The following is a 23113-nucleotide window of genomic DNA, read 5'->3' on the forward strand; positions in this document are numbered from 1 at the left end:
ACCATATTATTTTACAATGAAATACATACAGTCAAAGCTTCTTGTTGTTATAGGATTGCTTATGGGCTTGACAGCAGTTCATGGCCAACATTTGCCAACAAGCAACCATAGAACCCATCAGGACATTCCTTTTATCCAGGAATACAGCGTCAAATATTATTCATCAGAAGATACAGGAGACCTTAAAAAGGTTTATACTGACAGGAACGGAACGGTTCAGGTATTAGGGGAAAAAGGGCTACTAAGAACCCATGCAGGTGCCTTTTTGTACCCCGGAAGTTTTACCGCTGACAAGACCTACCTGGCGATGAAGGATAAAAACGTCAGAAATATTACCACAGTAGAGAACCAGTTTGTTTACCTAGATGATAAAGCTGTTTTTAGCAATGCCTGGGCAGGAAGTCTTTACCTAAAGCATGGGCTTTCTGGTGCTGTACATTTTGCTCACGGAGAAGATTTCTCTTTTTTAGTTTCTGATGGAAGTACCATTCACCTAGTAAATAAAGAAGGCGTAAGCTATAAAGGGAAAATCAGTGGTTCACCGGTAATTGGTATTACCTATGACAAGAACACAGGAAACTATTACTTATTGGCTGAAAATAAGCTAATGTCTTTTTCAGCTTCCCGTAAAAAGCTAGACATCCTTACCGAAGGAACAGGATTTACAAGTTTTGCTCTTCGTGAGGGTAAGAATAAAATTGCCATTGGAACAACAGATGGCTATTTCGAATGGAACCTGCTTTCAAACCAGCAAGAAGGAAGCAAAAACAAAGCATTGCCTTGGCCATCCCTGACCAGCCTTGTAGAGATCAATGGTCTATTATGGTTTGGTTCAGAGCAAGGTGCATTTATGCAAAAAGAAGATGGGAAGTTTAACTACTACTTAGGAGAAAGGTGGTTGCCAGGAGATAAAGTGCTTCATATCAGCCAAAAGAATGAAGATGAGGTATTGATTTTGACAGATAAGGGACTTGGGAAACTGGTATTCATATCTCAGACCTTGGCAGAGAAGGCAGATTTTTATGGTAAACAAGTAAGAGATCGACATATCCGTCATGGTTTCAATGCTACTTTATCTAGAATGGAAAAAGGTAATATAGACAGTGGTAGGCTTAGTGATTCCGATAATGATGGGCTTTGGACTTCCATGTATTTGGGAGGAGAGGCATTTCGTTATGCAGCTACCGGATCAGCTGAAGCCTTGCAAAATGTAAAAGAATCATTAGATGCAATGGAGAGATTATACACCATCAATCCTGTGAAAGGGTTTCCATCCAGGTCTTTTTCTAGAAGCGGATATATAGATAAACTAGCCGATCCAGACAGGTGGCAACATGCTTCTGATCCTGAATGGGACTGGAAAGCCACTACCAGTAGTGATGAAGTGATCGGACATGTTTTTGTTTTTGGTGTAATTGCAGAATTGGTAGACAATGAAGCTTTGCGTCAGCAGGCTATAGGTTTATTGGATCAGCTTATGACCCATATCGTTGAAAATGATTGGTACCTAATAGATTTTGATGGTAAACATACAACTTGGGGCAGATGGAATCCGGAATATGTAAATGGATTTCCTACCATGGTAGGGGATAGAAAGCTAAATTCTTCGAATATCGTTGCCATGTTGCAAACAGCCTATTATTTTACAGGCAAAGAAGTTTATAAAAAAGAAGCATACAAGCTAATGGACAAGCATGGATATCTTGAAAACCTAATGCGTCCAATGGAAGGAATAGGCAAAGCTGAAGAAGGAAGTGATGATTGGGCCGCGATGTTGTCTGAGTCTTGGAACCATTCCGATGATGAGATGTACTTCCTGGGCTATTGGGGCTTGTATAGATATGCATTTACTGAAGAGCTAAAAGAAAAATACAGGATAGCCATTCTGGATCACTGGGAAGCAGAGCGACCTGAGAAAGATGGACTTTGGAATATTTTTGGAGCTTTGGTTGACAGAGAAAATTTTGATTTGGAAGAAGCTGTTTGGTACCTTCAGGAGCACCCTCTTGATATGATCAGTTGGTCAACCAAGAATAGTCATAGAAAAGACATTAATTTATTGGAGCCAAATTTCAGAGAGCAAAGTACTGATATAGTTCTTCCGCCGGATGAATTAATGGTACGCAGACACAATGGCAATAGGTTTACCCTAGATGGTGGGCATGGTGGAAGCCATGAATTCAGTGCAGGAGATATCTGGCTGTTACCATACTGGATGGGCAGATACTTAGGCGTGATAAGTGATTCATTGACTAAATAAAATAATGAACTTTAAAAATAGAATTCAATCCGGAGAATTGGTGCTTGGCACTTGTGTTACATCTAATAATTCCATGTGGCCAAAAGCATTGGCATCCTCCGGATTGGATTTTGTCTTTATTGATACCGAGCATATTTCTCTATCCCGCAAGGAGCTTTCAGCAATGTGTCAGACCTATAAAGGAAGAGGTATTATTCCTATAGTGAGGGTTTATAAAGCGGACCATCATTTGGTTTGTCAGGCAATAGATGCGGGGGCAGTAGGCGTGGTTATTCCCTATGTAGAAACCGTTCTGGATGTTCAGGTTTTAATAGGAGCGACCAAATTCAGACCTTTAAAGGGGGAGAGGTTGCACCAATACATGGAGGGTAAGGAAAAACTTACTCCTGATTTGCAAGCTTACCTAGACAGCTACAATGAAGGGCATTTAAGCATTGTGAATATCGAGAGTGTGCCTGCGGTAGAAAAATTGGAAGAGTTGCTGTCAGTGCCAGGGCTAGATGGGGTGTTTATTGGGCCCCACGATTTGTCCGTAAGCATGGGCATTCCTGAAGATTATGATCACCCGGATTTTATAGACACGGTAAGAAAAATTGTTAAAACAAGCCTTAAATTTGAATTGGCAGTGGGAATTCATTTCTCAGAAACCATAGAAAGGCAGTTGTTTTGGATAAAGGAAGGGGTAAATATGGTGGTTCATAGTTCGGATTTTGCGTTATTTACACAAAGATTAAATTCAGACTTTAATTTGGTTCGAGAAGCCTCTGATGGCAAGCTTACAGGTGGAGTTAAGCCAGGAAGTACACCAACGATTTGAGATTTTTTAGTGAAATTTAAAATAAATATATAATGACAAAAATTACTGAGCAGCCTTCTTTGTATCGGCATTTAGAAAAGATGTCTGTGGAGGAATTGACCGCCAATATCAACAATGAGGATAAGAAAGTAGCACTTGCTATAGAAGCGGTATTGCCAAAGATCAACTTATTGATAAGCGCTATCGTCGAAAAATTGGAAAATGGCGGAAGGTTATTTTATTTGGGAGCTGGAAGTGGAGGAAGACTTTCTGTTTTAGATGCAATAGAATTACCCACTACCTATGGGATTCCAAAGGGTAAAGTAAATGTCATTTTAGCTGGCGGAGTAGACCGTTTAATTGAAGCCAGAGAAGAAATGGAAGATGATCCTGATGCGGGTTGGGATGCTTTAACTGGCTATGAGGTATCGGATAAAGATTTTGTCTTGGGTATTTCTGCTAGTGGAACTACACCGTTTGTTTTGGGGGCATTAAAAATTTGTAGAGCAAAAGGAATACTTACCGGTTGTATTGTAAGCAATCCAGAATCACCCATTGCTGAGCATGCCGATTTCCCTGTAGAAGTATTGACTGGTCCAGAATTCGTGTCTGGTAGTACCAGAATGAAGTGCGGCACGGCACAAAAGATGATTTTTGATATGATCTCTACGACCTGTATGATTAGATTGGGGAGAGTAGAAGACAATAAAATGGTAAATGTCCTGCTTATCAATGACAAGATCATTGACAGAAGTGTGAAAATGCTTATGGAAAGGGCTGGGATGACTGATTATGATGAGGCCAAAGCGCTTTTAATGGACAAAGGTTCGGTGAAAGCCTCCCTTGATTCATTGGGAAAATAAGTATATAGGTATATACTATAAATAAAAAGGGTGTTGAAATTTAAATTCAGCACCCTTTTTTAATTGGTGAAAGAAAAGAAGTAGATTAATCCACTACCTTTTCAGCCAATACAATAATTTTATTGTCATTCACCTCTACTACTCCTCCATCAACTACCAGTGACTTTTGCCCCTCAGTTGTTGTGTAAGAAACCGCACCTTTTACAAGGGCAGATATTATAGCGGCGTGGTTTTTCAGTACCTGAAAAGAACCATCGGCTCCAGGGAAGGTAGCCTCAGAAACTTCTCCTTCAAATACTTTTTGGTCCGGTGTAATGATTTCTAAATGCATGATATATTTTATTAAAGGGTAATACTTTAAAGTATTACCCTAATAAAGTGCTATTATTTTACTTCTGCCAACATTTTTTCTCCTTTGGCAATGGCATCTTCGATGCTACCTACCAAGTTGAATGCTGCTTCTGGCAAATGATCTAACTCTCCATCCATGATCATGTTAAAGCCTTTGATAGTATCTTTGATATCTACCAACACACCTTTAAGACCTGTAAACTGTTCAGCTACGTGGAAAGGTTGAGATAAGAAACGTTGTACCCTTCTTGCACGGTGTACGACCATTTTATCCTCTTCAGAAAGTTCTTCCATACCCAGGATAGCAATGATATCCTGAAGTTCTTTGTAACGCTGAAGAAGCTCTTTGATGTTGGTTGCGCAATTGTAATGCTCGTCTCCAACTACAGATGGCTCAAGAATCCTAGATGTAGAATCCAAAGGATCCACTGCTGGATAAATTCCTAGTTCTGCAATTTTCCTTGAAAGTACAGTTTGTGCATCAAGGTGAGCAAAAGTTGTTGCTGGTGCTGGATCCGTTAAATCATCAGCAGGTACATATACCGCTTGTACAGAGGTAATAGAACCGTTTTTGGTAGAGGTGATACGTTCCTGCATAGCACCCATTTCTGTTGCTAAGGTAGGCTGGTAACCCACAGCAGAAGGCATCCTTCCCAAAAGGGCGGAAACTTCAGAACCTGCTTGGGTAAAACGGAAGATATTATCAATAAAGAAAAGAATGTCTTTACCTGCTCCATCTCCTTCACCATCTCTGTAATACTCTGCCAAAGTCAAACCTGTCAAAGCTACCCTTGCACGGGCTCCAGGAGGCTCGTTCATTTGTCCGAAGACGAAGGTTGCTTTGGAATCTTTAAGTTTCTCAAGATCCACTTTAGATAGATCCCATCCACCTTCATTTTCAAGAGATTCTACGAAATCATCACCATAAGTTACGATTCCTGATTCGATCATTTCTCTGAGCAAATCATTTCCTTCTCTTGTTCTTTCTCCTACCCCTGCAAATACAGAAAGACCGGAGTATGCTTTAGCAATATTATTGATCAGTTCTTGAATAAGTACTGTTTTACCAACACCTGCTCCTCCAAACAAACCAATTTTTCCACCTTTCGCATAAGGCTCAATTAAATCGATTACCTTAATTCCTGTGTACAATACTTCCGTAGAAGTTGATAGGTCTTCAAATTTTGGTGCTGACCTATGGATAGGTAGCCTGTTTTTAGATTCAGGTTGAGGCAATCCATCAATGGCTTCTCCTACAACGTTAAATAGCCTTCCTTTGATATTGTCACCAGTTGGTACTGATATAGGGCTTCCGAGGTCTCTTACCTCCATACCCCTTACCAAACCTTCCGAAGAGTCCATCGCAATGGTTCTTACCCGGTCTTCGCCAAGGTGTTGTTGTACTTCAAGAATTACCTTCTGGCCATTCTCTTTTGTGATTTCAAGTGCATCAAGGATATTCGGCAGTTTACTTCCCTCAAAGGAAACATCCACAACAGGACCAATTACCTGAGTTATCTTACCAGTATTCGCCATTGTTATATTTTAAAGATGAATTGGAACAATACTTTTTAATTCGAGTGCAAAATTAGTTAATAATGCTGAATACCAAAGGATGTTTTAAAAATTAATACACTTTGATCCAAATTTTTATATCACTATTTATTTAATTATAGGATTTCACTCCTTTTTGCCTCTATTTTTGGCCTTCTAGAAAATCCTTCTGCCCCTAACCCATCTTTTTGACCAGTATTTTGATTGCAAATTGTCTTCCGTAACTCCCAAAGAAGTCGAAGCGTGAATGAAATAAGTTTTTCCCATCCGTTTTTCCGACACAATTCCCGCATGCGTTACTTTGTTTCTTCTCCGACCAGTAGCGAAAAAGACAACATCTCCTTTTTTTAATTTGTCCTTGGAAATTCGTTTTCCAATTTTGCTTTGTTCGGCCGATACCCTCGGAAGGGTTACACCCACGCTTTTGAAAGAAAGATAAACCAAGGCAGAGCAATCCATCCCTGATCGGGTATTCCCTCCATATCTATAGGGTGTGCCTTGATAAGATTTTGCCGTATTGATTACATGCTGAATGTTTTGCTGCCGGATTTTTTTGGTTGAAGAACAAGAACTGCTTAAAAGGAGTAATAAACCAAAAACAAAAAGTACATAAAGGCTGTTTCTTTGATGTTTAATCATAAATAAAATCAGTTATTTCATTCTATAAATTAATTTCGCCTTGATATAACCTGCCTGTGAATACAGCGCGATAACAAGACCAATAATAAGCTGTTTAATCCGAAATAGGCTATAGCCCTCCATTATTGAGGTACAATCACTTCAAAAGCAGTCGCTTCATTGCTATTTAAGTCTTCACCTCAGCTGCTTTTGGGTTAATTCTTTAAATAGCTTGATTTTCTTGTGATTGCCACACTTCCCTTTAGAAGTTGTGAATCCCTATTGCTTAATCTGGATTTAAAAACATTAAGGTACTTCAAATCAACCAAATTACTTTGCCAGAAGAGTGCTATTTTTGATTAAATTATTTACTTTTATTCATTAATGAACTGGAAATCTCTCCTATTACGTTACCTAATCACCCAAAAGCCTAACTTATAAATCACTACAATCTAGCATTCGATGAGTAAAGAGGACTTCAGCAGGCTTAGCATTCACAAGAAAATTCAGAAACTGTATACTGAAGGTACATTTGTTGTAGCCATTAGGTATTATACCCACAAAGTAAACCTCTATCTCTTGGGAGAAGAGTATGTGGAGGTGTTTTATAATCACAAACATGATCGAATAGATAAAATTGATTTCCTGAACCACAGTCATTCAAGAATGAAATTCTATTTGGATCAGATTCGCTTGAACGAAATCTAGTTTTTGATTTTTGCTTCCATTAACTGTGCGTGGATTTTTAGCACTTGAGGTATTACCAAAATGGAGTCATCGTTGGTAATAACAAAATTTGCCAGTTTATTCTTCACTTCGTCAGTTAGCTGCTTTTCGATTATCTGCTTGATTTGAGTTGTACTTCTCTGTACATCTCTTGATTTGACACGTTCTATTCTTATCGCTTCTGAGGCAGCTACATGTATGGTGAAGTCCAGGGTTTTATAAGAGCCTGTTTCAAAAAGTAATGCCGCCTCCTTTAATACATACTTGGTCGGCTGACGACTAGCCCATAATTCAAAGTCTTCACCAACAGCTGGATGAACAAGCCCATTGATGAGGCTTGTTTTGTCCGGATTTGAGAATACAATTTCTGCCAGGTATTGGCGATTAAGTTGACCATCTTCGAAATAGGCAGACGTGCCGAAGTTCTCAATGATCCTTGTTTTTAAAGGGAGATGGTTGGCCATTAGCCATTTTGCACGGTCATCGGCATTGTATATAGGGATGCCAAGCAGGGAGAATATTTTGGAAACCAGGGTTTTTCCAGCTCCAATGCCTCCACTTATACCCACCAATAAAGGAACAGCACTACTCATAAATCAGATCAAAACTGTCAGGAGAGAAGGTTATGTCTCGAAGAAAGGAACGATTTACATTTAAAGAAACAGCAATAGAACTGTCCTCTCTGTTTCTGTTATTGTAATTTAGAATAGCGGAGAGATTTAAAGATTCAAGGTCATTCTGTTTCCTTTCATCGACTAAAAATTGTAGTGTTACACTTTGGACATCTCCTTCAATATCCACATTGGCAGGGAAATACAGTTTTTTCACATCCAATTTCAATGTTTTCTCAATAAATGCAACGACTTGGAAACTTATCTGTACCGTCTCTTCGTCCAAGGTTAAAAAATCCTTTTTTGTTTTATCTAACTCCAGTGGGAGCAGTTTTGAATAATGGTTTTTAATATTGTTTTCGCCTAGTTGGACCAGCAGTTTTCCATCAAGTTGTTCTATGATTGAAATAGGGCCTCTGACGGTTACATATTCAGGGTCAATGCTAATACGTGAAGCGAAATCGTGATTTTCAGCCAAAGTGTTGGGCAGGGTATCAGGGACAATTTGTATCTTTTTAGAAACAATCTTGTCAATACTAAAAAACAAAGTGTCCTGAACTATGCTCACCAAATTTGTTGTCGAGATATGCTCTGACATTTGCTGAGTAATTTCCTCTGTAACTAGGTAAGGCTGATGAGAGGGGTCCTCCAGGGTTATTTCCAATGGATCCTGACTGACACCCAGGTGTTTCTTCAAAAGGTCCCAGCCGTTTCCATTAATTTCTATTTTGACCTCATTGGGAAGTCCTTTCACTGCCATGTATTCCTCCTCATCAAATTGAATAAGAATGGGTTGGTCAACTACAGTGGTGTAATTGTCTTTATTAAGGGCATTTAATAACCAAAAGGTGGTAGCTGTGACAACGCACAGGACTACCACCTTCAGATTGGAAGTTTTATCAGGTCTAAATTTCCGGAAATAATTACTTAGTGTACTCAAGTGTGTACGGAGAATTATTTTTCATTTGATAATTTCTTAGTGTAATCGAGAGATAAAGCAGATTTCTCAACCCTTATCTTCATCCCTTTGTCTAAGTCGATGGTGACTATGTCACCTTCTACGGAATATACTTTTCCGTGGATTCCACCTACTGTTACTACTTGTTCTCCTTTTTTAATGTCAGAGATAAATTTGGCAGTTTCTTTTTGTTTTTTTTGTTGTGGTCTGATCATAAAGAAATACATGATCAGAATGATACTACCAAAAAGAAAAACTTGACCCATGATGCCACTACCCATGGCACTATCTACTTGAAGTAATATTGAATTCTGCATTTTTATCGTTTTACTGGCCCTGCTGAAGGTGCGGTTGATGTTCCTGATGGTCTGTTTACTTCTCCTTTTAATCTCAATCGAGTTACGGATGGTGAAGTGTTAGCCTGAATGGTGACGGTTGGGCTTTGAACTCCGGATTTTCCTCTAGAGTTAAATTGAACCTTTACAAAACCTTCATCTCCTGGTTTAACGGGTGTTTTTGACCATTCTGGGCTTGTGCAACCACAAGAAGCCTGAATATTGGAAATAATCAAAGGTGCTTGTCCTTCGTTTTTAAATTTGAAAACGTGTTCTACAACTTCACCTTCATTGATGGATCCAAAGTCAAAGACTTCTTCTTCAAATGCAAAAGAACCAACTGTTGACGGGTCGGCAGGTTGTACATTTTGTGCACTGGAAGGAGTTACTACTTGATTTTGCTCCAACTGGGAGATTTTTTGCTCCAGCTCCTGGATTTTATCATCATTGCCACTTCCTTTTTCCCCACATGCTCCTGCCATGATCAGTGTAAGGCCTAAAAGCCACACTGAAAGATTAGAATACTTCATAAATAAACAGTTTTAATTTTTATTGTTGTCGTTATTGATTTGGTCAATAAGTTTATTGACATCATTTAGCAAATTTTCAGCTTTAGATTTTGCCTCTGTGATTACTTTATCCCCTTCAGATCTGGCAATATTGTCCGGCAGATGTTTCTCATCTATCAGTTCATTGATCAGGTCTTCCAGCTCAGTACGGTATTTTGCTAGTCTGTAGGATAATTTATCTCTTGTATTATTTCCTGCGTCAGGGGCAAAAAGCACCCCTAGAGTAGCACCCAAACCTGCTCCTAGAGCAAATGCGAATAATGAATTACCTTTTTTACCCATTTTATGTTTTTATTTATTGTCTATAAGCCCTCTACCACTCTTACGTATTTTTCCGTTTTCGGTTAGTTCTTTTGACAAGGTATCTAAAAGACCGTTTACAAATTGCTTACTTTTCGGAGTACTATACGTTTTGGAAATATCAATATACTCATTAATCGATACCTTGGTAGGGATACTTGAGAAGTTTACCATCTCTGATAAAGCCATGATAAGTATTACCCTGTCCGTCAAAGCGATCCTTTCTACATCCCAATTTTTAGTGGTATTGGCAATTAATTCACTGTATTCCTTCTCCGAAGCAATGGTGAAATTATAAATGTCCTGAAAGAATTCTTTGTCTTCTTCCCAGTTTAATGCCAATTCCGGAAGTATTTCATCTGCCTCGTCCTCGGTTCCCGTTATGGTTTTTATAACCTTGGTGGACAAACTTCGAACGATCGATTTGTTTTCCGACCAATTCAAATCCCTGTCCTGAAAGAAACTTAATGTAGCCTCCTTTTTAAAAATAATCTTCTTGATGATAACTTGTAAAATCTCCTTGTCCTCTTCTAGACTTGGATTTTCTATGGTCAGGTATTTTTGGTATTCCTCCAGAGGTTTTACCAATTCTCTGTACCATTCTTTGATCTCAAGCTCTAATTCCGCAATGTCTACATCAAATCTAAGGCATTCCTTCTTGAAAGAATGATTTTGCTCTATAATTGCCAAGGCCTTATTAAAGCCTAGATTATAAGCTGAAGGAAGTGTGACTACCGGTTGGTCTTCAAATTTCCTCTTTTTCATTTTTTCTTTCCGAACATGCTCTCCAAAACCAACCAACATACTGATTGCGAACAAATACAAACCAGGAATGTTCTCCACAGCTGTCAACATGTTCGTCCGTAAAAATTCCTTGTCTTTTTTGTTGTTATTATTATAGAAAGCAATAGCCTTAACCGCTATGTCCTTTACTTTTTCATTGTCGCTCTTGTCCAATGAAAGTTGTTCTTTATCAATGTTTTTGATAAAAACCTGAATACATCGCTCTGCTTCTTTTTTAAGCAAACTCCTGTCCTGTACTTCCATAGAATTAAGGTCTGGTAAAAAGGCTTCTTTTATAAAGTCTTGTGCCAGATTCGCATTGGAATGTTTGCACTGATGAAAAGCATATAGCGTCTGAAATGCTTTTACTCTGAGGATTCTCCTATTTAACATTAACTGAAATTAAAGAACGTGATAAGTGTTTATTGACAGGGAGAACAGAAGCAGCCTTTCCTTGTCAAAACTAATTTTTCTGCAAATTAGTAAATGTACCTGCAAAGGACAAATATTTGATCTTACATGCGGTAAAAAAACCGCTAACTTACCAAGACATTTTTAATTTTCCCATATCTTGAACCCTTTTTATCGCTTTTTGAAGCGCTGCTTCATGTGGGGAAATCCCTTGATCACCAGCCAGTTCAAATACGTCAAGGCAGGTCTCATATATTTTTTCGGCTTTTTCCATTGCAAGCGCCTTACTGTAATTACCCTGATATTCCTGATATACATTGATCAATCCCCCAGCATTGATCAAAAAGTCAGGTGCATAAAGTATGCCATGATCCATTAGTTGTCGGGCATGTACTTGCTCTTTGTCCAATTGATTATTGGCCGCACCGGCTACAATGTCACAGGTTAATGCCGGGATGGTTTGGTCATTGAGCTGTCCGCCCATGGCGCAGGGTGCGTAAATATCCATAGGGATCTCATGAATAGAATTGGCTGAAACAATCTTCCCACCAACTGAAGCTGCCACCCTGGCTGCTCTATCTTCATTAATATCGGCCAGCATCAAGTGGGCCTTTTCCTTGCTTAAATATTCAGCCAAATGTTTTCCTACCTGACCAGTCCCTTGTATTAGGATTTTTTTTCCTTCCAGAGAATCACTGCCATAAGCCTTTTTGGCAGCAGCCTTGATACCTAAATAGGTGCCGTAAGCTGTAACGGGAGATGGGTCTCCTCCTCCGCCTTTGCTCTCAGGTAGTCCTGTCACATGTTTGGTTTCCATGGCAATGTATTCCATGTCTGAGGTTTGGGTATTCATGTCTTCGGCCGTGATGTACCGGCCTCCCAAACTTTCAATAAATCGTCCAAATCGCCTTAAATAGGCTTCATTTTTCATCGAAGGATCACCGATCAAAACCGCTTTTCCACCTCCAATATTCAAACCTGAGATAGATGCTTTCAGAGTCATTCCTCTGGAAAGGCGCAAAACATCCTTGATCGCATCCTCTTCATTGGTGTAATGCCACATTCTGGTTCCTCCAAGAGAAGGGCCAAGTACAGTGTTGTGAATAGCAATTATAGCTTTTAGACCGGTAGGCTTGTCATAGCAAATAACCAATTGCTCATGCTCCATTGCCTCCATTTGACCATAGATTTCATTAATCTTCGGTTTTTCCTCCGTTTTGATTGCCGCCATTGAACTTTGATGTTTATAATATGTTATATTTGAGTTCAGTTAAAAACAGGTGCCTACAGAATTAAATCTATTTCACCTGCCTTTCATTTGCAATATAACATAATATTATAAAAGATATTGTGGTTTAAAAAGTCATTTGTTTTGTGAAGCCCCTTTGGAGATTAAATAAATATCTATATAAATATAAACTGTACCTTTTTTTAGGAATAGTTTTCACATTTATTTCAAACTTTTTTGTAATAATTCCTGCACGACTCGTAGGGATTGCCATCGATTATGTGGTGGAAAGTTTTAGCTATTATCAGGTGTTCGATGATGGGGAAATAGTGCAAGAAGCCTCCAGGTCTGAGTTTCTGAAATACATTTTGATCTTTGGCTTGCTTATTCTTGCCATGGCTTTGCTAAGAGGGCTTTTCCTTTTTCTTATTCGTCAGACTATTATTGCAATGTCGCGATTGATAGAGTATGACCTCAAAAATGAGATTTATGCCCACTACCAAACACTTCCTCTAAGTTTCTTTCGGCAGAATAGTACGGGTGACCTGATGGCAAGGATCACTGAGGATGTTTCTAAAGTCCGAATGTACCTGGGACCTGCTCTCATGTATGGCATTAATTTGATCATCCTGTTTCCTATGGTGATTGGGTACATGCTGACCGTAAATGTTCCCCTTACCTTGTACTCCCTCCTGCCTCTACCCGTTTTGTCCGTTAGTATCTATCTGGTCAATAATATGATCAACAAGCGCTCAGAAAAGATTCAAAGAAGCTTGTCGGGCCTAAGTACTTTTGTGCAGGAAGCTTTTTCAGGCATACGGGTGATCAAATCCTTTGTTAGAGAAAAGGACAGCGCCAATCAGTTTCAAAAAGCCAGTGAAGACTATAAGAATAAATCCATATCCCTTACCAAGGTTCAGTCCTTGTTCTTTCCTCTGATCATGGCATTGATAGGACTCAGTACAATTCTAACCGTGTATGTAGGAGGAATTCAAGTAATAGAAGGGGCAATTGGTTATGGAGTGATAGCAGAATTTATCCTTTACGTCAATATGCTAACCTGGCCGGTAACTTCTCTGGGTTGGGTGACGAGTATAGTACAGAGAGCCGCTGCTTCTCAGGCCAGGATCAACGAATTCATGGATGAGAAAAATGATATTTTAAGTGCTGAGCACCTGGAAAAAGAGATTCAAGGGCACATAGAAGTGCAAGACTTAACCTTTGTCTATCCTGACTCCGGTATTAAGGCTTTGGATAAGGTAAGTTTTGAAATTGAGGCGGGTAAAACATTGGCAATCATCGGAACTACTGGCTCCGGAAAATCGACCATCGCCAATTTGCTTATGCGGACCTATGACGCGACTGAGGGAAGGATATTGCTTGATGGCCAAGACATAAGAAACTATGACATACCCAATCTTCGGGAACAAATAGGCTATGTGCCTCAGGATGTGTTTTTATTCAGTGATTCTATTGCCAATAATATTGGTTTTGGTCTGGGTAAAACTTTGGACATGAAACAAATCGAACAAGCGGCCAAAGATGCGGATGTCTATGACAATATCATTGATTTTCCCCAAGGTTTTGAAACCCGACTGGGAGAGAGAGGCATGACTTTATCAGGGGGACAAAAACAAAGGGTGTCAATTGCTCGGGCCATTGTAAAATCTCCCAAGATTCTACTACTCGATGACTGCCTATCTGCAGTAGACACCAAAACTGAAAATGCCATTTTAAATGCCTTGGAAAAGATAATGAAAGACCGAACTTCCATTATCATTTCCCATAGGGTGTCCTCAGCCAAGCTTGCCGATCAGATTCTTGTTTTGGATGATGGTGCCATCGTCGAAAAAGGTAATCATGCTGACCTAATTGCTGCTAAAGGAACCTATGCTGCCTTGTATGAAAAGCAAACCCAACAGGCGGGAGAGCTTGAGGAGTAGCTTTTACAATTGGATAAACAGACCTGCAACGGCAAACTGAACCAAAGTGAAATTGTACACCTCGTCCACATCTGCTCCTCCTTCCAGGAACCGGTAGCCTGCTTTAAAGCCAATATGATTGGTGATGGGCAGTCGCGTTCCCAAGAATAAGTCAAAGGCTCTTCCCGGGCCTCCGGCAAGGCCGTCTCCCTCAAAGTATATCAGTTTTTCTCCACCAAGATCATAGGCTGTATACAGGTGCAATAAGGGCACAAAACCCAAATCATCTTTTCGGTCGTTAAGCCCTTGCCCATTCGCTAGACGAACTTGCGCATCACGAATTTTTCCTGTGAAGCCAACACCTACTTGCCAGTTTCCGGAAGTAATAATGTCTCTACGGTAAGTTAATCTGTAACTGTTGAACTGATAATAGCCACTTAGTGCCTGTCCTTGCTCAAATACGCTTGACTCAAAGCTGATGTCTTTGTTGGCGGTGCCATTGTAGTTGATACCTAGTGGTGCATAAAGCGCAAAAATATGGTTCTTCTCTTTAAAAGTATAGCCAAGCCTCAGGCGAAAAGGTATTACAGGCCCTTCGGCTTCAAAATCATCCTGAAAACTAAACAAAGTCCCTGTGGTATTGGGTATGCGCACATCATTATAACCTGGAAAGGCCAGCCCGGTTTCCGCATCTATTGTTATTTGGGCTTTGAGGGGTATGGCGGCTAAGAATATAAGGCAAACAATGGGAATTAGAACTGGTTTATACATGGATAACTTGCTTTTAGGTTTAACTTAATGCTTTAGTATCAAGTTTTGTGCCTGTTCTATTAGATTTAACCTTTGACCAGCTTACCTAAAGATTCCATTAGCTGGGGTTTGTCTTCTAGGGCTATCTTGGCTACGGCATAAAATTCAGCCATCCATTTATCCAAATTTTCAAAGGTCTTATTTTTTGTTTTAGTAGCATTCTGGGATTCCCCTTTTTTTCTAAGATAAAACGTTCGGGTGGTTTCGAGTCTATTTATTAATGTCTGCGCAGAATGCAATGCATCGGCCGTGATCTTTAGCCTAGCCAATTTGTCTTGAATGGAAGGATCAGTTGTGCTCACCCTATAAAAAGTTTTCACAGTTTCCAACCAAGCAATATAGGCTTTGGGCATACTGCCTGATACAGCAAGGCGGTTAAGGGTGAGTGTATCCTTTTTGAATATAATCTTTGAGATCTTTCTGTGATAGCCATAGGTCTTTCCCAGTGTAGCTTTGGCAGCCAAGAAATCAGCATATGCTGCGGCAGTTTTTCTGGCTTCAAATCTATTAATATCAAAAGTTTGCCTTGTTTTCTTTAGTAAAGCTTTCCCCTCACTTATGGTTGCAGCATCGTATCCAATTCCAGCCATTGAAGCAGCAATGGTAGGTTGCTTTCCCACATTCTCCAGGGATATACGGTACAGTTCGAGGGTTTCGGCTTCGGATTTTGTCCTTTTAGTGGCCATAAAATCTACGGTTTTGGTTATAAAATCAATTGATTGCAAATTCCTTTACTATGATTTTTTATTCCTTTTTAGCGACTATCTGTTCCTTAATACATTTTAACTATTCCTTTTTACTTTTTTTATCTTCCTTAAGAGAACTTCCAATTTCCTTATTACTGATTTTTCTTTCCTTATTTATTTTTATACTGACCTTATAGCGACTTACTAATTCCTTATAGATTTTATTATTTCCTTATAACTGCTTATAGATTCCTTAAAGCTACTTGCCTATTCTTTATTTATTTTTGTTGACTCCTTTAGGTGTCTTTAATAATTAATGTTGCTTTTTCCTTTAAAAACGAATCGTTTTTAATCAATTTACTAATTATCTTAGAATATTTGGGTGTTTTTACTGTCAAAATACCGAATTAATTGCCTTTTAGATGGGGTGCTGGTGTTATTAAAAGCAATGATTATAAAAAATCATGGTGACAGGTGATTTCAAGAATGAATCGAAGGTTTATTGAATATTTCACGTTGATCCTATAGGTGCTTGCGCCTTCCCTCCATCTGTTGTATATTTCTACTCCATGTTTTCAATTCTTCAAAAACCCATAATTTGCTCTATGAAATCAATTGTTGTACTGTTACTGGTTTTTTCTTTCTTTTCCTCCAGCCTGGCACAGGAACTTACCCTGGTCAAAAACCGAAAATCTGACTTTACCATTATTATCCCTGAGCAACCCACTTTAGAAGAAATTAAGGGAGCCAAGGTGTTGCAACATTATTTATTTAGAATAGCTGGTGTCGAGCTGCCTGTAAAGAAGGACAGTGGACTTCCTGGAGCGAATGAAATCCTAATAGGAAAAGTGAACCGTCCCGAGACTGCCCAATTGCCTTATGATGAAATGGGGAAAGATGGCCTTTACATAGGGAATAATGGAAAGCAGCTCATCCTAACCGGTGGGCCAAAGAAAGGCGTGGAGTATGCAGTTTATACTTTTCTAGAGCAGTACCTGGGGTGTAAAAAATATACCGCAACCTTTGAAGTAGTTCCCCAACAAAAAACCATTAAAATCCCCCAAGTGGCTGACCTTCAAGTTCCTGATTTCAGCTTTAGGGAGGTTTATTACAACCATGCCTATGATCCTAAATTCATGGACTGGCACAAGTTGCATTCGCATACTGAGCGGGGTGAGATTCCTGCTGAATGGGGGCACTGGGTGCATACTTTTCATAGTTTTCTCAATCCAGAAGAATATGGTGAAAGTCATCCTGAATATTTTAGCTTTTATGAGGGCAAGCGACACCCTGGATTGGTGCCATCATGGGATGGAAAAAGCGTACAACCTGAATCCCAACTCTGCCTAACCAATCCGGATGTTCTTGAGATTGTTTGCGAGAATCTTCAAAAAGCCATTGATAAGAAACCCGATGCCCTTTATTGGTCTGTTAGCCAGAATGACAATGTGAATTATTGCCAATGTGAGCATTGTGCCGCCTTGGATGCCAAGTATGCGGCTTTTGCTCCTGAGGAAAAAATGTATGCCACCCATAGTGGTGAATACCCAGCGCTAGGCATGGGGTCCATGTTGACCTTTGTCAATAAGGTAGCTGAGCGTTTTCCAGACAAAATCATCTCTACCCTTGCTTACCAGTATACGAGGGTGCCTCCCAAGAATATTGTACCTCGTGAAAATGTCAATATCATGCTATGTAGCATAGAGAGCACTCGGAATGAGCCAATGGAATCGGGTGATCCCGACTTCAGCAGTGACCTGAAAGGCTGGGGGCAGATTACAGACAATATCTTGGTATGGGATTACAATATTCAATTTGCCAATTTGCTAGCTCCGTTTCCTAATCTTCGCACCCTGCAACCCAATATTTCCTTTCTTCGCGACAACAATGTGAGTGCGGTGTTTGCACAAGGCAATATTCAGGCTGGTGGGGAGTCTGCTGAAATAAGGGCCTACTTATTGGCCAAACTGCTTTGGAACCCAGACTTGGATGCAGAAAAAGAAATGGAGGATTTTTGGAAGGCTTATTACGGCAAAGCAGCACCCTATATTAAGGATTATATTAGCCTGTTGCATGAGAATAATCAGGGATTTACAGGCAGGAAAATGTCCATATTTGGAAATCCTAAACAAGAAAAAGACAGCTTTCTTAGCCCTGCATTATTGTCAAAATACAACGAGCTCTTTGACAAAGCAGAGAAAGCAGTTAGAAGAAATCCTGAACAACTTAAACGGGTAAAATCCGCCCGACTGCCAGTGACCTTTGCCATGCTGGAAATTATAAAAGAAGAAGAGGGAGGTAATTGGAAAACCTATCAAGAAGGAGACCAAAAGAAACTTAAACTCCCAGAAGAGGTAAGCAATCTGTTATACGATTTTTACTTCCAGTGTATGGATACAGAAGTCAGCAGGCTCTCCGAATGGCATACCACGCCGAAGGAATACCTTCGTAATTATCAATTATTAATTGTTAATGAATAGGTTTTTAATTGTTAATTATCAATGGTTAATTGTTAATGTTGGTTATCGTGAAATATTGCATTAACACTTATTCTGCTTTGTAGAAGTTGTACTGAAAGAAAAGGGCCAGTATTTACGAAGTAAAAACCGATACCGCTTACGGTTGCTAAAAGGAAGCGTCAAATCCTCACTATTAACGATGACCATTCCTTTTTCATTAACAAAGAATAATTTACCATTAACAATTATTCTTTGTTGTTCGTAAGATGCTAGTAACCAGTTTAATTAACTCAACAGCGTCTGCGTTGATGCTTGAAAATTGTTCTTCACTAAGGTAGTTTGTTTCATTTAATAGTTCGAGCCAATAAACTGTTTCGTTTATTTCTTTTTGAGCAATGGCTAATTTATGGACAAAATCTCTTTTGGATTCAGCATGCTCACTTTCCCTTACCATCGCCCCAACGCTGGTTCCACTCCTTAAAAGTTGCTTTGAGAGAACAAACTCTTTCTTCTCTTCACACAAAAACCGGTATAGCTTGACTACTCTGACAGCAAATGCAAAACTCTTCGTTTTAACAATGTTCTCCTTCATAATTTTTTTTTAATTATTAATGGTTAATTGTTAATTATCAATGTTGTTTACCGTGCACCATCGCATCCATACAGGTCCTGCATAGTAGAAGTTGTTTTCGAAGGATAAGTCCAGTTTTTGCATCGCAAAAACCGACGCTGCTTACGTTTGCTAAAAGGAGACGTAAAACTCTCTCTATAAACGACAAGCATCCTTTAATAATTATTAATTGCTCAATGGTTAATTATTAATGTTTGTTGACGTGGTATAATGGATTAACCCTAGACCTGCTTAGTAGAAGTTATTTCCGAAGGATAAGTCCAGTTTTTGCATCGCAAAAACCGACACCGCTTGCGATTGCCACAAGGAGACCTTAAATCCTTGCTATAAACGTTAACCACCCCTTTCTCATTAACAATTAACAATTAATAATTAACAATTAATAATCTCCCCAATCGCTCCGACCAAGGCTTCAAGATCAGTTGGAAGGTGCCAGGCGGACAATATGATGCGGTTAACTGGAGGACTAGCGGGAAATGGATAAGGAAATGAAGATAGCGCAAACCCTTTTTCATGTAATTTGTCTACCCAGTGCTCAGGAGCAAAGGAAATGACAGGGTACTGGGGCAACATTTTGAATTCCTCTAGCTGAGAAACAGCGGAGAGCATGTAGTGGAGGTTTTTACTCAGCTTTTGTTGCTGACTTTGGTAGATGTCCTGGCCCTCCAAAAATGCATTTAGAAATGCCGGAGCAGGAGGGGAAGAGGTACGATAGACTGCATTTTCTCTAACCTTGTCTATCAGAGGCTGGCTACCCAAAATAATGCCTGCTGGAAGGGCAAGCGCCTTGCCCAGTGAGCCACAAACCATCAGTTCCACGGGAAGATTTTTCCATTGGGCATAGGTGCCAAATAGGCCTTTGCCCAGAATGCCAAAGGCATGGCTGTCGTCTACCAGTAGGTAGTAATTATTGGCGGGAGAAAGTTTTTTGGTCCATTCGAAATCATGAATTTCAGGAATTAGTGGATTTACCGCATTGGATAGCAGTAGGACCTTTTGTCCCAACAGCTCCTTTGATTTAGCGATACATTTTTTTTGCCATTGCTTGTGGGAAAGATCGGACTGTGGCTGACTTTCATAGGTGATGGCTGGATGGGTTTCGGGTGCAGTCCAGGTCAGGTCTACCAAAGGCCTTAAGGTATTAAGCGCAAGTTGGCCTGCCATAAAACCGCTGCTCAGAAGAGCCGCCGCTTCCGCTCCTGACCCAGCTGCAAAATATGCTTCAAAGGTATCGTAAATCGGCAATTGTACATTGCTGTTGCGGCTTGAGCCATGATTTGGGCCGTGCTTTAAAATACTATCAATAAGTACTTGCCTAAATTCCGGCTGACTGCCCATACCAAGGTAAGAAGTACCGCTAAAATGCAGGTATCTTTTTCCTTCGCTAACGATTTCTCTGTCAGGAAGAGGGGTGAAATAGGAATGGCTCATGGCTAATTATTGGTTTATAGAAGTAAGGCACCTGTTCCATTCCTGTCTGGAAAAGTCACATGATCGTCGAAAATTTCCACCCCACTAGCGATATCCTTAGACAAAAGCATGGCTCCATCCATGTCTACATAATCCAGAAGAGGAGCGATATGGGCAATGGCGGAAATGCCTACAGAAGATTCAGTCATGCAGCCTACCATGGTTTTCATACCCAAAGATTTGGCCTCTTTAAGCATTCGCAGCCCAGGAGTGATTCCTCCGGCTTTGACCAGTTTAACATTGATGCCATGGAAGTACCCCTGACATTTGGCAACGTCTCCTTCTGTTATACAACTCTCATCTGCGATTACTGGTAGGGCGCTTTTGGCAAAAACCTTCTTCATTCCCTCAAAGTCATCTTTTGGGAGAGGTTGCTCCATAAACTCTACATTAAGATCTGCCAGTTCTTGGGAATAAGCGATGGCTTGATCCGCATTCCATGCGCAGTTGGCATCAATTCTAAAAGTGGCATCAGTATGTTTGCGCAACTCCCTGATGATTTCCATATCATTGGCAGTTCCCAGTTTGATTTTATATAGAGGCCAGTCCATTTCCTTCATTTTTTCAACCATTTTGCTGATGGGAGCAATGCCTATGGTGAAATTGGTTACTGGTATTTTATTCAGGTCAAGCTCAAGTAATTCGTAGAGTTTCTTAGCCTGTAGCTTGGCATACAAATCCCAGGCAGCCATGTCCAAAGCACATTGAGCAAAAGGATTGCCTTTAAAGTAAGGGGCAGTAATGGTCCAAAGTTCTTCCGGGTGTATGGGATCCAGCTTTGTCAGTTTCTCCGCTACCTGTACCAGACAGGATTGCAAATTATCCAAAGTAATTCCATAAAAAGGGTTGGTTGTGGACTCTCCCAGACCGTAATGTTCACCATGAATCAGTTTTACGATCATGGTGTCTTGAACATCTCTGCTTTGGTGGGCAATAGTAAAAGTATGTTTTAATGGTAATTTGTGCGGAAGTAGTTCCAGTTTCATATAGTGGTAGGCTGGGGTTTTACATGAATGTCTCTGATCAAAAAGGCCGTATTTAATTTATATATAGCCGTAATTTAAATAAGTACTCTTATTACTGTTTGCTTATTTGGGCCCATAAATTTAATTAAATTTCACCATATTTACATAGTAACCAACCTTCAGTCGTCCAATGAGATCTTGTTCTGGAATACCATTGTTTCTTTTTGTTTCACTGTTTTTTGCTTGTCAGCCAGTCAAGGAAAAAACTGAAAGTATCAACCCAAAACTTCTGGAAAATGCTTTTTCAAAGTATAAAGCCTCAGAAATAGACAATAGGCGTTATGGATATGAGATTATCGCTCCTTTGATTGCTAAAAGGAAGGATGTGTTTGAGACCTCTGTGCTTGGTAAGTCAGTGGAAGGACGTCCAATCAATGCCTTGACCTATGGGGGAGGGAATAGGAAAGTACTACTTTGGTCTCAGATGCATGGCAATGAGAGCACCGCCACCATGGCCCTTTTTGATCTTTTCAATTTCCTGGAAGGTTCAGCTGATGATGGCTTTGAGTTCATTCGCTCAGCCATACATAAGAATTTGCTGCTTCGATTTATTCCCATGCTCAATCCAGATGGAGCAGAAAGGTTTGTTCGAAGAAATGCGCAACAAATTGACCTCAATAGGGATGCTGTTCGCCAAAGTACACCCGAGGGGATTATACTCAAGCGTGCAAGGGATGATTTTGAGCCGGAATTCGGTTTCAATCTTCACGATCAAAACAGGTATTATAACGTAGAAGGCACAGCTCTTCCGGCTACCATTTCCTTTCTTGCTCCTGCCTACAATGAAGCCCGTGAAGTGAATGCGGTTAGAAGCAAAGCCATGAAGGTGATCGTTGGGATGGACCAATTGTTACAGCAGGTGGTTCCTGGTCAGGTAGGTAAATACGATGACAGCTTTGAGCCCAGGGCTTTTGGGGACAATATTCAAAAGTGGGGCACGAGTACCATATTGATAGAATCAGGCGCTTATCCTGGGGATAGGGAGAAACAATATATTCGCCAGCTAAATTTCATGATACTGCTTAATGCCTTGTATGAGATTGCTACAGAGAGTTATTATCAGTATACGGAAGAAGCTTACCATGACATCCCGGAGAATGATTCCAAGCTGATGGACTTGTTGATAAAAAATGTAGAAACCAAGGCAGGGGATTATAGTTACCTCACAGACATAGGGATCAAAAGCAGTGAGTTGTTTCTCGATAGCCTTATTTTGATGAGAGGAAATATTGCCGATTGGGGGGATTTATCTGTGTACTATGGGCATGAGGAAATAGAAGCTAAGGGAATGGAGCTAGAAAAAGGAAAAATCTGGCCGGAAGTAATTCCCTTTGAAAAACTGGATAGGGCAAGGGGGATGGATTTGCTCGAAGAGGGTTATTTGGCCGTTGAAACGGACAAAATCCACAAGGGAAAAGTACATCAATTACCAATCCTTGTCTTCACCGAAGGAAATACTCCGAACTTGGAATCTACATTGGATGGGAGTCCATTATTTTACCTCACAACAAATGGAATTAGGAAAATGGCTATAATTAATGGTCATGTAATCCGACTTGACTCGAGTGATAATTTATTTTTCTGGGGAATAATAGAATAGCGCGTTGAGTAGGTGTAATCGACTAAAATAGAATCAATTGGCGTTATTTATTTTTTTAAACGCCAATAGAAATTGGCTGAATTCTTGTATTTGTACCCGTAAATTGTTAAAATCAGGAATGTTAAATTTAAATAAAACCAAAATATA

The 23113-nt window shown here is 39.9% G+C and carries 22 protein-coding genes; 7 read left to right on the forward strand and 15 right to left on the reverse strand.

Features of this window, described 5'->3' with window-relative positions; all coding sequences use genetic code 11:
- Window positions 1-16: 16 nt before the first annotated feature.
- The 3 genes from AC13EX_RS00895 to AC13EX_RS00905 are packed head-to-tail and all read left to right on the forward strand — an operon-like array spanning window position 17 to window position 3919.
- On the forward strand, window positions 17-2260 hold the full coding sequence (locus AC13EX_RS00895) for a hypothetical protein (RefSeq protein ID WP_482891195.1): 2244 nt from the start codon (window positions 17-19) through the stop codon (window positions 2258-2260).
- 4 nt (window positions 2261-2264) lie between these two features.
- Window positions 2265-3077 carry an HpcH/HpaI aldolase family protein gene (locus tag AC13EX_RS00900; protein WP_048641764.1) on the forward strand — a complete coding sequence of 271 codons (813 nt, stop codon included), beginning with the start codon at window positions 2265-2267 and terminating at the stop codon, window positions 3075-3077.
- Between the two features lie 32 nt (window positions 3078-3109).
- Entirely contained in the window at window positions 3110-3919 is an 810-nt protein-coding gene (locus AC13EX_RS00905) for an N-acetylmuramic acid 6-phosphate etherase (protein ID WP_482891182.1), read from the forward strand.
- Window positions 3920-4004: 85 nt separating this feature from the next.
- On the opposite strand, the gene atpC is transcribed toward AC13EX_RS00905, so the two are convergent.
- The 3 genes from atpC to AC13EX_RS00920 form a co-directional block, all read right to left on the reverse strand.
- Entirely contained in the window at window positions 4005-4250 is a 246-nt protein-coding gene (gene atpC, locus AC13EX_RS00910) for an ATP synthase F1 subunit epsilon (RefSeq protein ID WP_205749809.1), read from the reverse strand.
- Between the two features lie 53 nt (window positions 4251-4303).
- Window positions 4304-5806, reverse strand: coding sequence for a F0F1 ATP synthase subunit beta (gene atpD, locus AC13EX_RS00915; protein WP_482891183.1), 1503 nt, complete (start codon window positions 5804-5806; stop codon window positions 4304-4306).
- A gap of 174 nt (window positions 5807-5980) precedes the next feature.
- Entirely contained in the window at window positions 5981-6463 is a 483-nt protein-coding gene (locus tag AC13EX_RS00920) for a C40 family peptidase (protein ID WP_048641768.1), read from the reverse strand.
- Window positions 6464-6904: 441 nt separating this feature from the next.
- Between AC13EX_RS00920 and AC13EX_RS00925 the strand changes: the two genes are divergently transcribed.
- Complete coding sequence (locus AC13EX_RS00925) at window positions 6905-7150, forward strand: hypothetical protein (RefSeq protein ID WP_482891184.1); 246 nt, start codon at window positions 6905-6907, stop codon at window positions 7148-7150.
- Here AC13EX_RS00925 and coaE read toward each other — a convergent pair.
- The 7 genes from coaE to AC13EX_RS00960 all read right to left on the reverse strand — a co-directional run bounded on the left by coaE (window position 7147) and on the right by AC13EX_RS00960 (window position 12366).
- Window positions 7147-7761, reverse strand: a complete 615-nt coding sequence (gene coaE / locus AC13EX_RS00930; protein ID WP_482891185.1) for a dephospho-CoA kinase — start codon at window positions 7759-7761, stop codon at window positions 7147-7149. The genes AC13EX_RS00925 and coaE overlap by 4 nt on opposite strands.
- Window positions 7754-8719: a YbbR-like domain-containing protein gene (locus AC13EX_RS00935; protein WP_048641771.1), complete on the reverse strand. Its 966-nt coding sequence runs from the start codon at window positions 8717-8719 to the stop codon at window positions 7754-7756. The genes coaE and AC13EX_RS00935 overlap by 8 nt, the downstream gene beginning before the upstream one ends.
- Before the next feature lie 14 nt (window positions 8720-8733).
- The gene (yajC, locus tag AC13EX_RS00940; RefSeq protein WP_048641772.1) at window positions 8734-9054 is read right to left on the reverse strand and encodes a preprotein translocase subunit YajC; all 321 of its coding nucleotides are present in this window, start codon (window positions 9052-9054) and stop codon (window positions 8734-8736) included.
- 2 nt (window positions 9055-9056) lie between these two features.
- Window positions 9057-9602, reverse strand: coding sequence for a DUF1573 domain-containing protein (locus tag AC13EX_RS00945; RefSeq protein ID WP_048641773.1), 546 nt, complete (start codon window positions 9600-9602; stop codon window positions 9057-9059).
- Window positions 9603-9614: 12 nt separating this feature from the next.
- On the reverse strand, window positions 9615-9923 hold the full coding sequence (locus tag AC13EX_RS00950; RefSeq protein WP_048641774.1) for a YtxH domain-containing protein: 309 nt from the start codon (window positions 9921-9923) through the stop codon (window positions 9615-9617).
- A 9-nt stretch (window positions 9924-9932) separates the two neighbouring features.
- Window positions 9933-11117: a transcription antitermination factor NusB gene (gene nusB, locus AC13EX_RS00955; protein ID WP_482891186.1), complete on the reverse strand. Its 1185-nt coding sequence runs from the start codon at window positions 11115-11117 to the stop codon at window positions 9933-9935.
- Between the two features lie 148 nt (window positions 11118-11265).
- Complete coding sequence (locus AC13EX_RS00960; protein ID WP_482891187.1) at window positions 11266-12366, reverse strand: Glu/Leu/Phe/Val family dehydrogenase; 1101 nt, start codon at window positions 12364-12366, stop codon at window positions 11266-11268.
- A 143-nt stretch (window positions 12367-12509) separates the two neighbouring features.
- Here AC13EX_RS00960 and AC13EX_RS00965 point away from each other — a divergent pair, with 143 nt between their 5' ends.
- Entirely contained in the window at window positions 12510-14306 is a 1797-nt protein-coding gene (locus tag AC13EX_RS00965; protein WP_048641777.1) for an ABC transporter ATP-binding protein, read from the forward strand.
- 3 nt (window positions 14307-14309) lie between these two features.
- Here the strand turns inward: AC13EX_RS00965 and AC13EX_RS00970 are convergent, their stop codons facing one another.
- Window positions 14310-15056: a hypothetical protein gene (locus tag AC13EX_RS00970; protein ID WP_482891188.1), complete on the reverse strand. Its 747-nt coding sequence runs from the start codon at window positions 15054-15056 to the stop codon at window positions 14310-14312.
- Window positions 15057-15121: 65 nt separating this feature from the next.
- Complete coding sequence (locus tag AC13EX_RS00975) at window positions 15122-15781, reverse strand: PQLLE family protein (protein WP_048641779.1); 660 nt, start codon at window positions 15779-15781, stop codon at window positions 15122-15124.
- A 605-nt stretch (window positions 15782-16386) separates the two neighbouring features.
- Here AC13EX_RS00975 and AC13EX_RS00980 point away from each other — a divergent pair.
- The gene (locus AC13EX_RS00980) at window positions 16387-18261 is read left to right on the forward strand and encodes a DUF4838 domain-containing protein (RefSeq protein WP_482891189.1); all 1875 of its coding nucleotides are present in this window, start codon (window positions 16387-16389) and stop codon (window positions 18259-18261) included.
- 217 nt (window positions 18262-18478) lie between these two features.
- On the opposite strand, the gene AC13EX_RS00985 is transcribed toward AC13EX_RS00980, so the two are convergent.
- From AC13EX_RS00985 to AC13EX_RS00995, 3 genes are all read right to left on the reverse strand, one after another.
- Window positions 18479-18832, reverse strand: coding sequence for a four helix bundle protein (locus AC13EX_RS00985; RefSeq protein WP_048641781.1), 354 nt, complete (start codon window positions 18830-18832; stop codon window positions 18479-18481).
- Window positions 18833-19243: 411 nt separating this feature from the next.
- Window positions 19244-20302, reverse strand: coding sequence for an aminotransferase class I/II-fold pyridoxal phosphate-dependent enzyme (locus tag AC13EX_RS00990; RefSeq protein WP_482891190.1), 1059 nt, complete (start codon window positions 20300-20302; stop codon window positions 19244-19246).
- A 14-nt stretch (window positions 20303-20316) separates the two neighbouring features.
- Window positions 20317-21327 carry a dipeptide epimerase gene (locus tag AC13EX_RS00995; protein ID WP_482891191.1) on the reverse strand — a complete coding sequence of 337 codons (1011 nt, stop codon included), beginning with the start codon at window positions 21325-21327 and terminating at the stop codon, window positions 20317-20319.
- A gap of 169 nt (window positions 21328-21496) precedes the next feature.
- Between AC13EX_RS00995 and AC13EX_RS01000 the strand changes: the two genes are divergently transcribed.
- Window positions 21497-22966, forward strand: a complete 1470-nt coding sequence (locus AC13EX_RS01000; RefSeq protein ID WP_482891192.1) for a M14 family metallopeptidase — start codon at window positions 21497-21499, stop codon at window positions 22964-22966.
- Window positions 22967-23113: the final 147 nt, after the last annotated feature.

Source organism: Cyclobacterium sp. L-R (assembly GCF_056859355.1).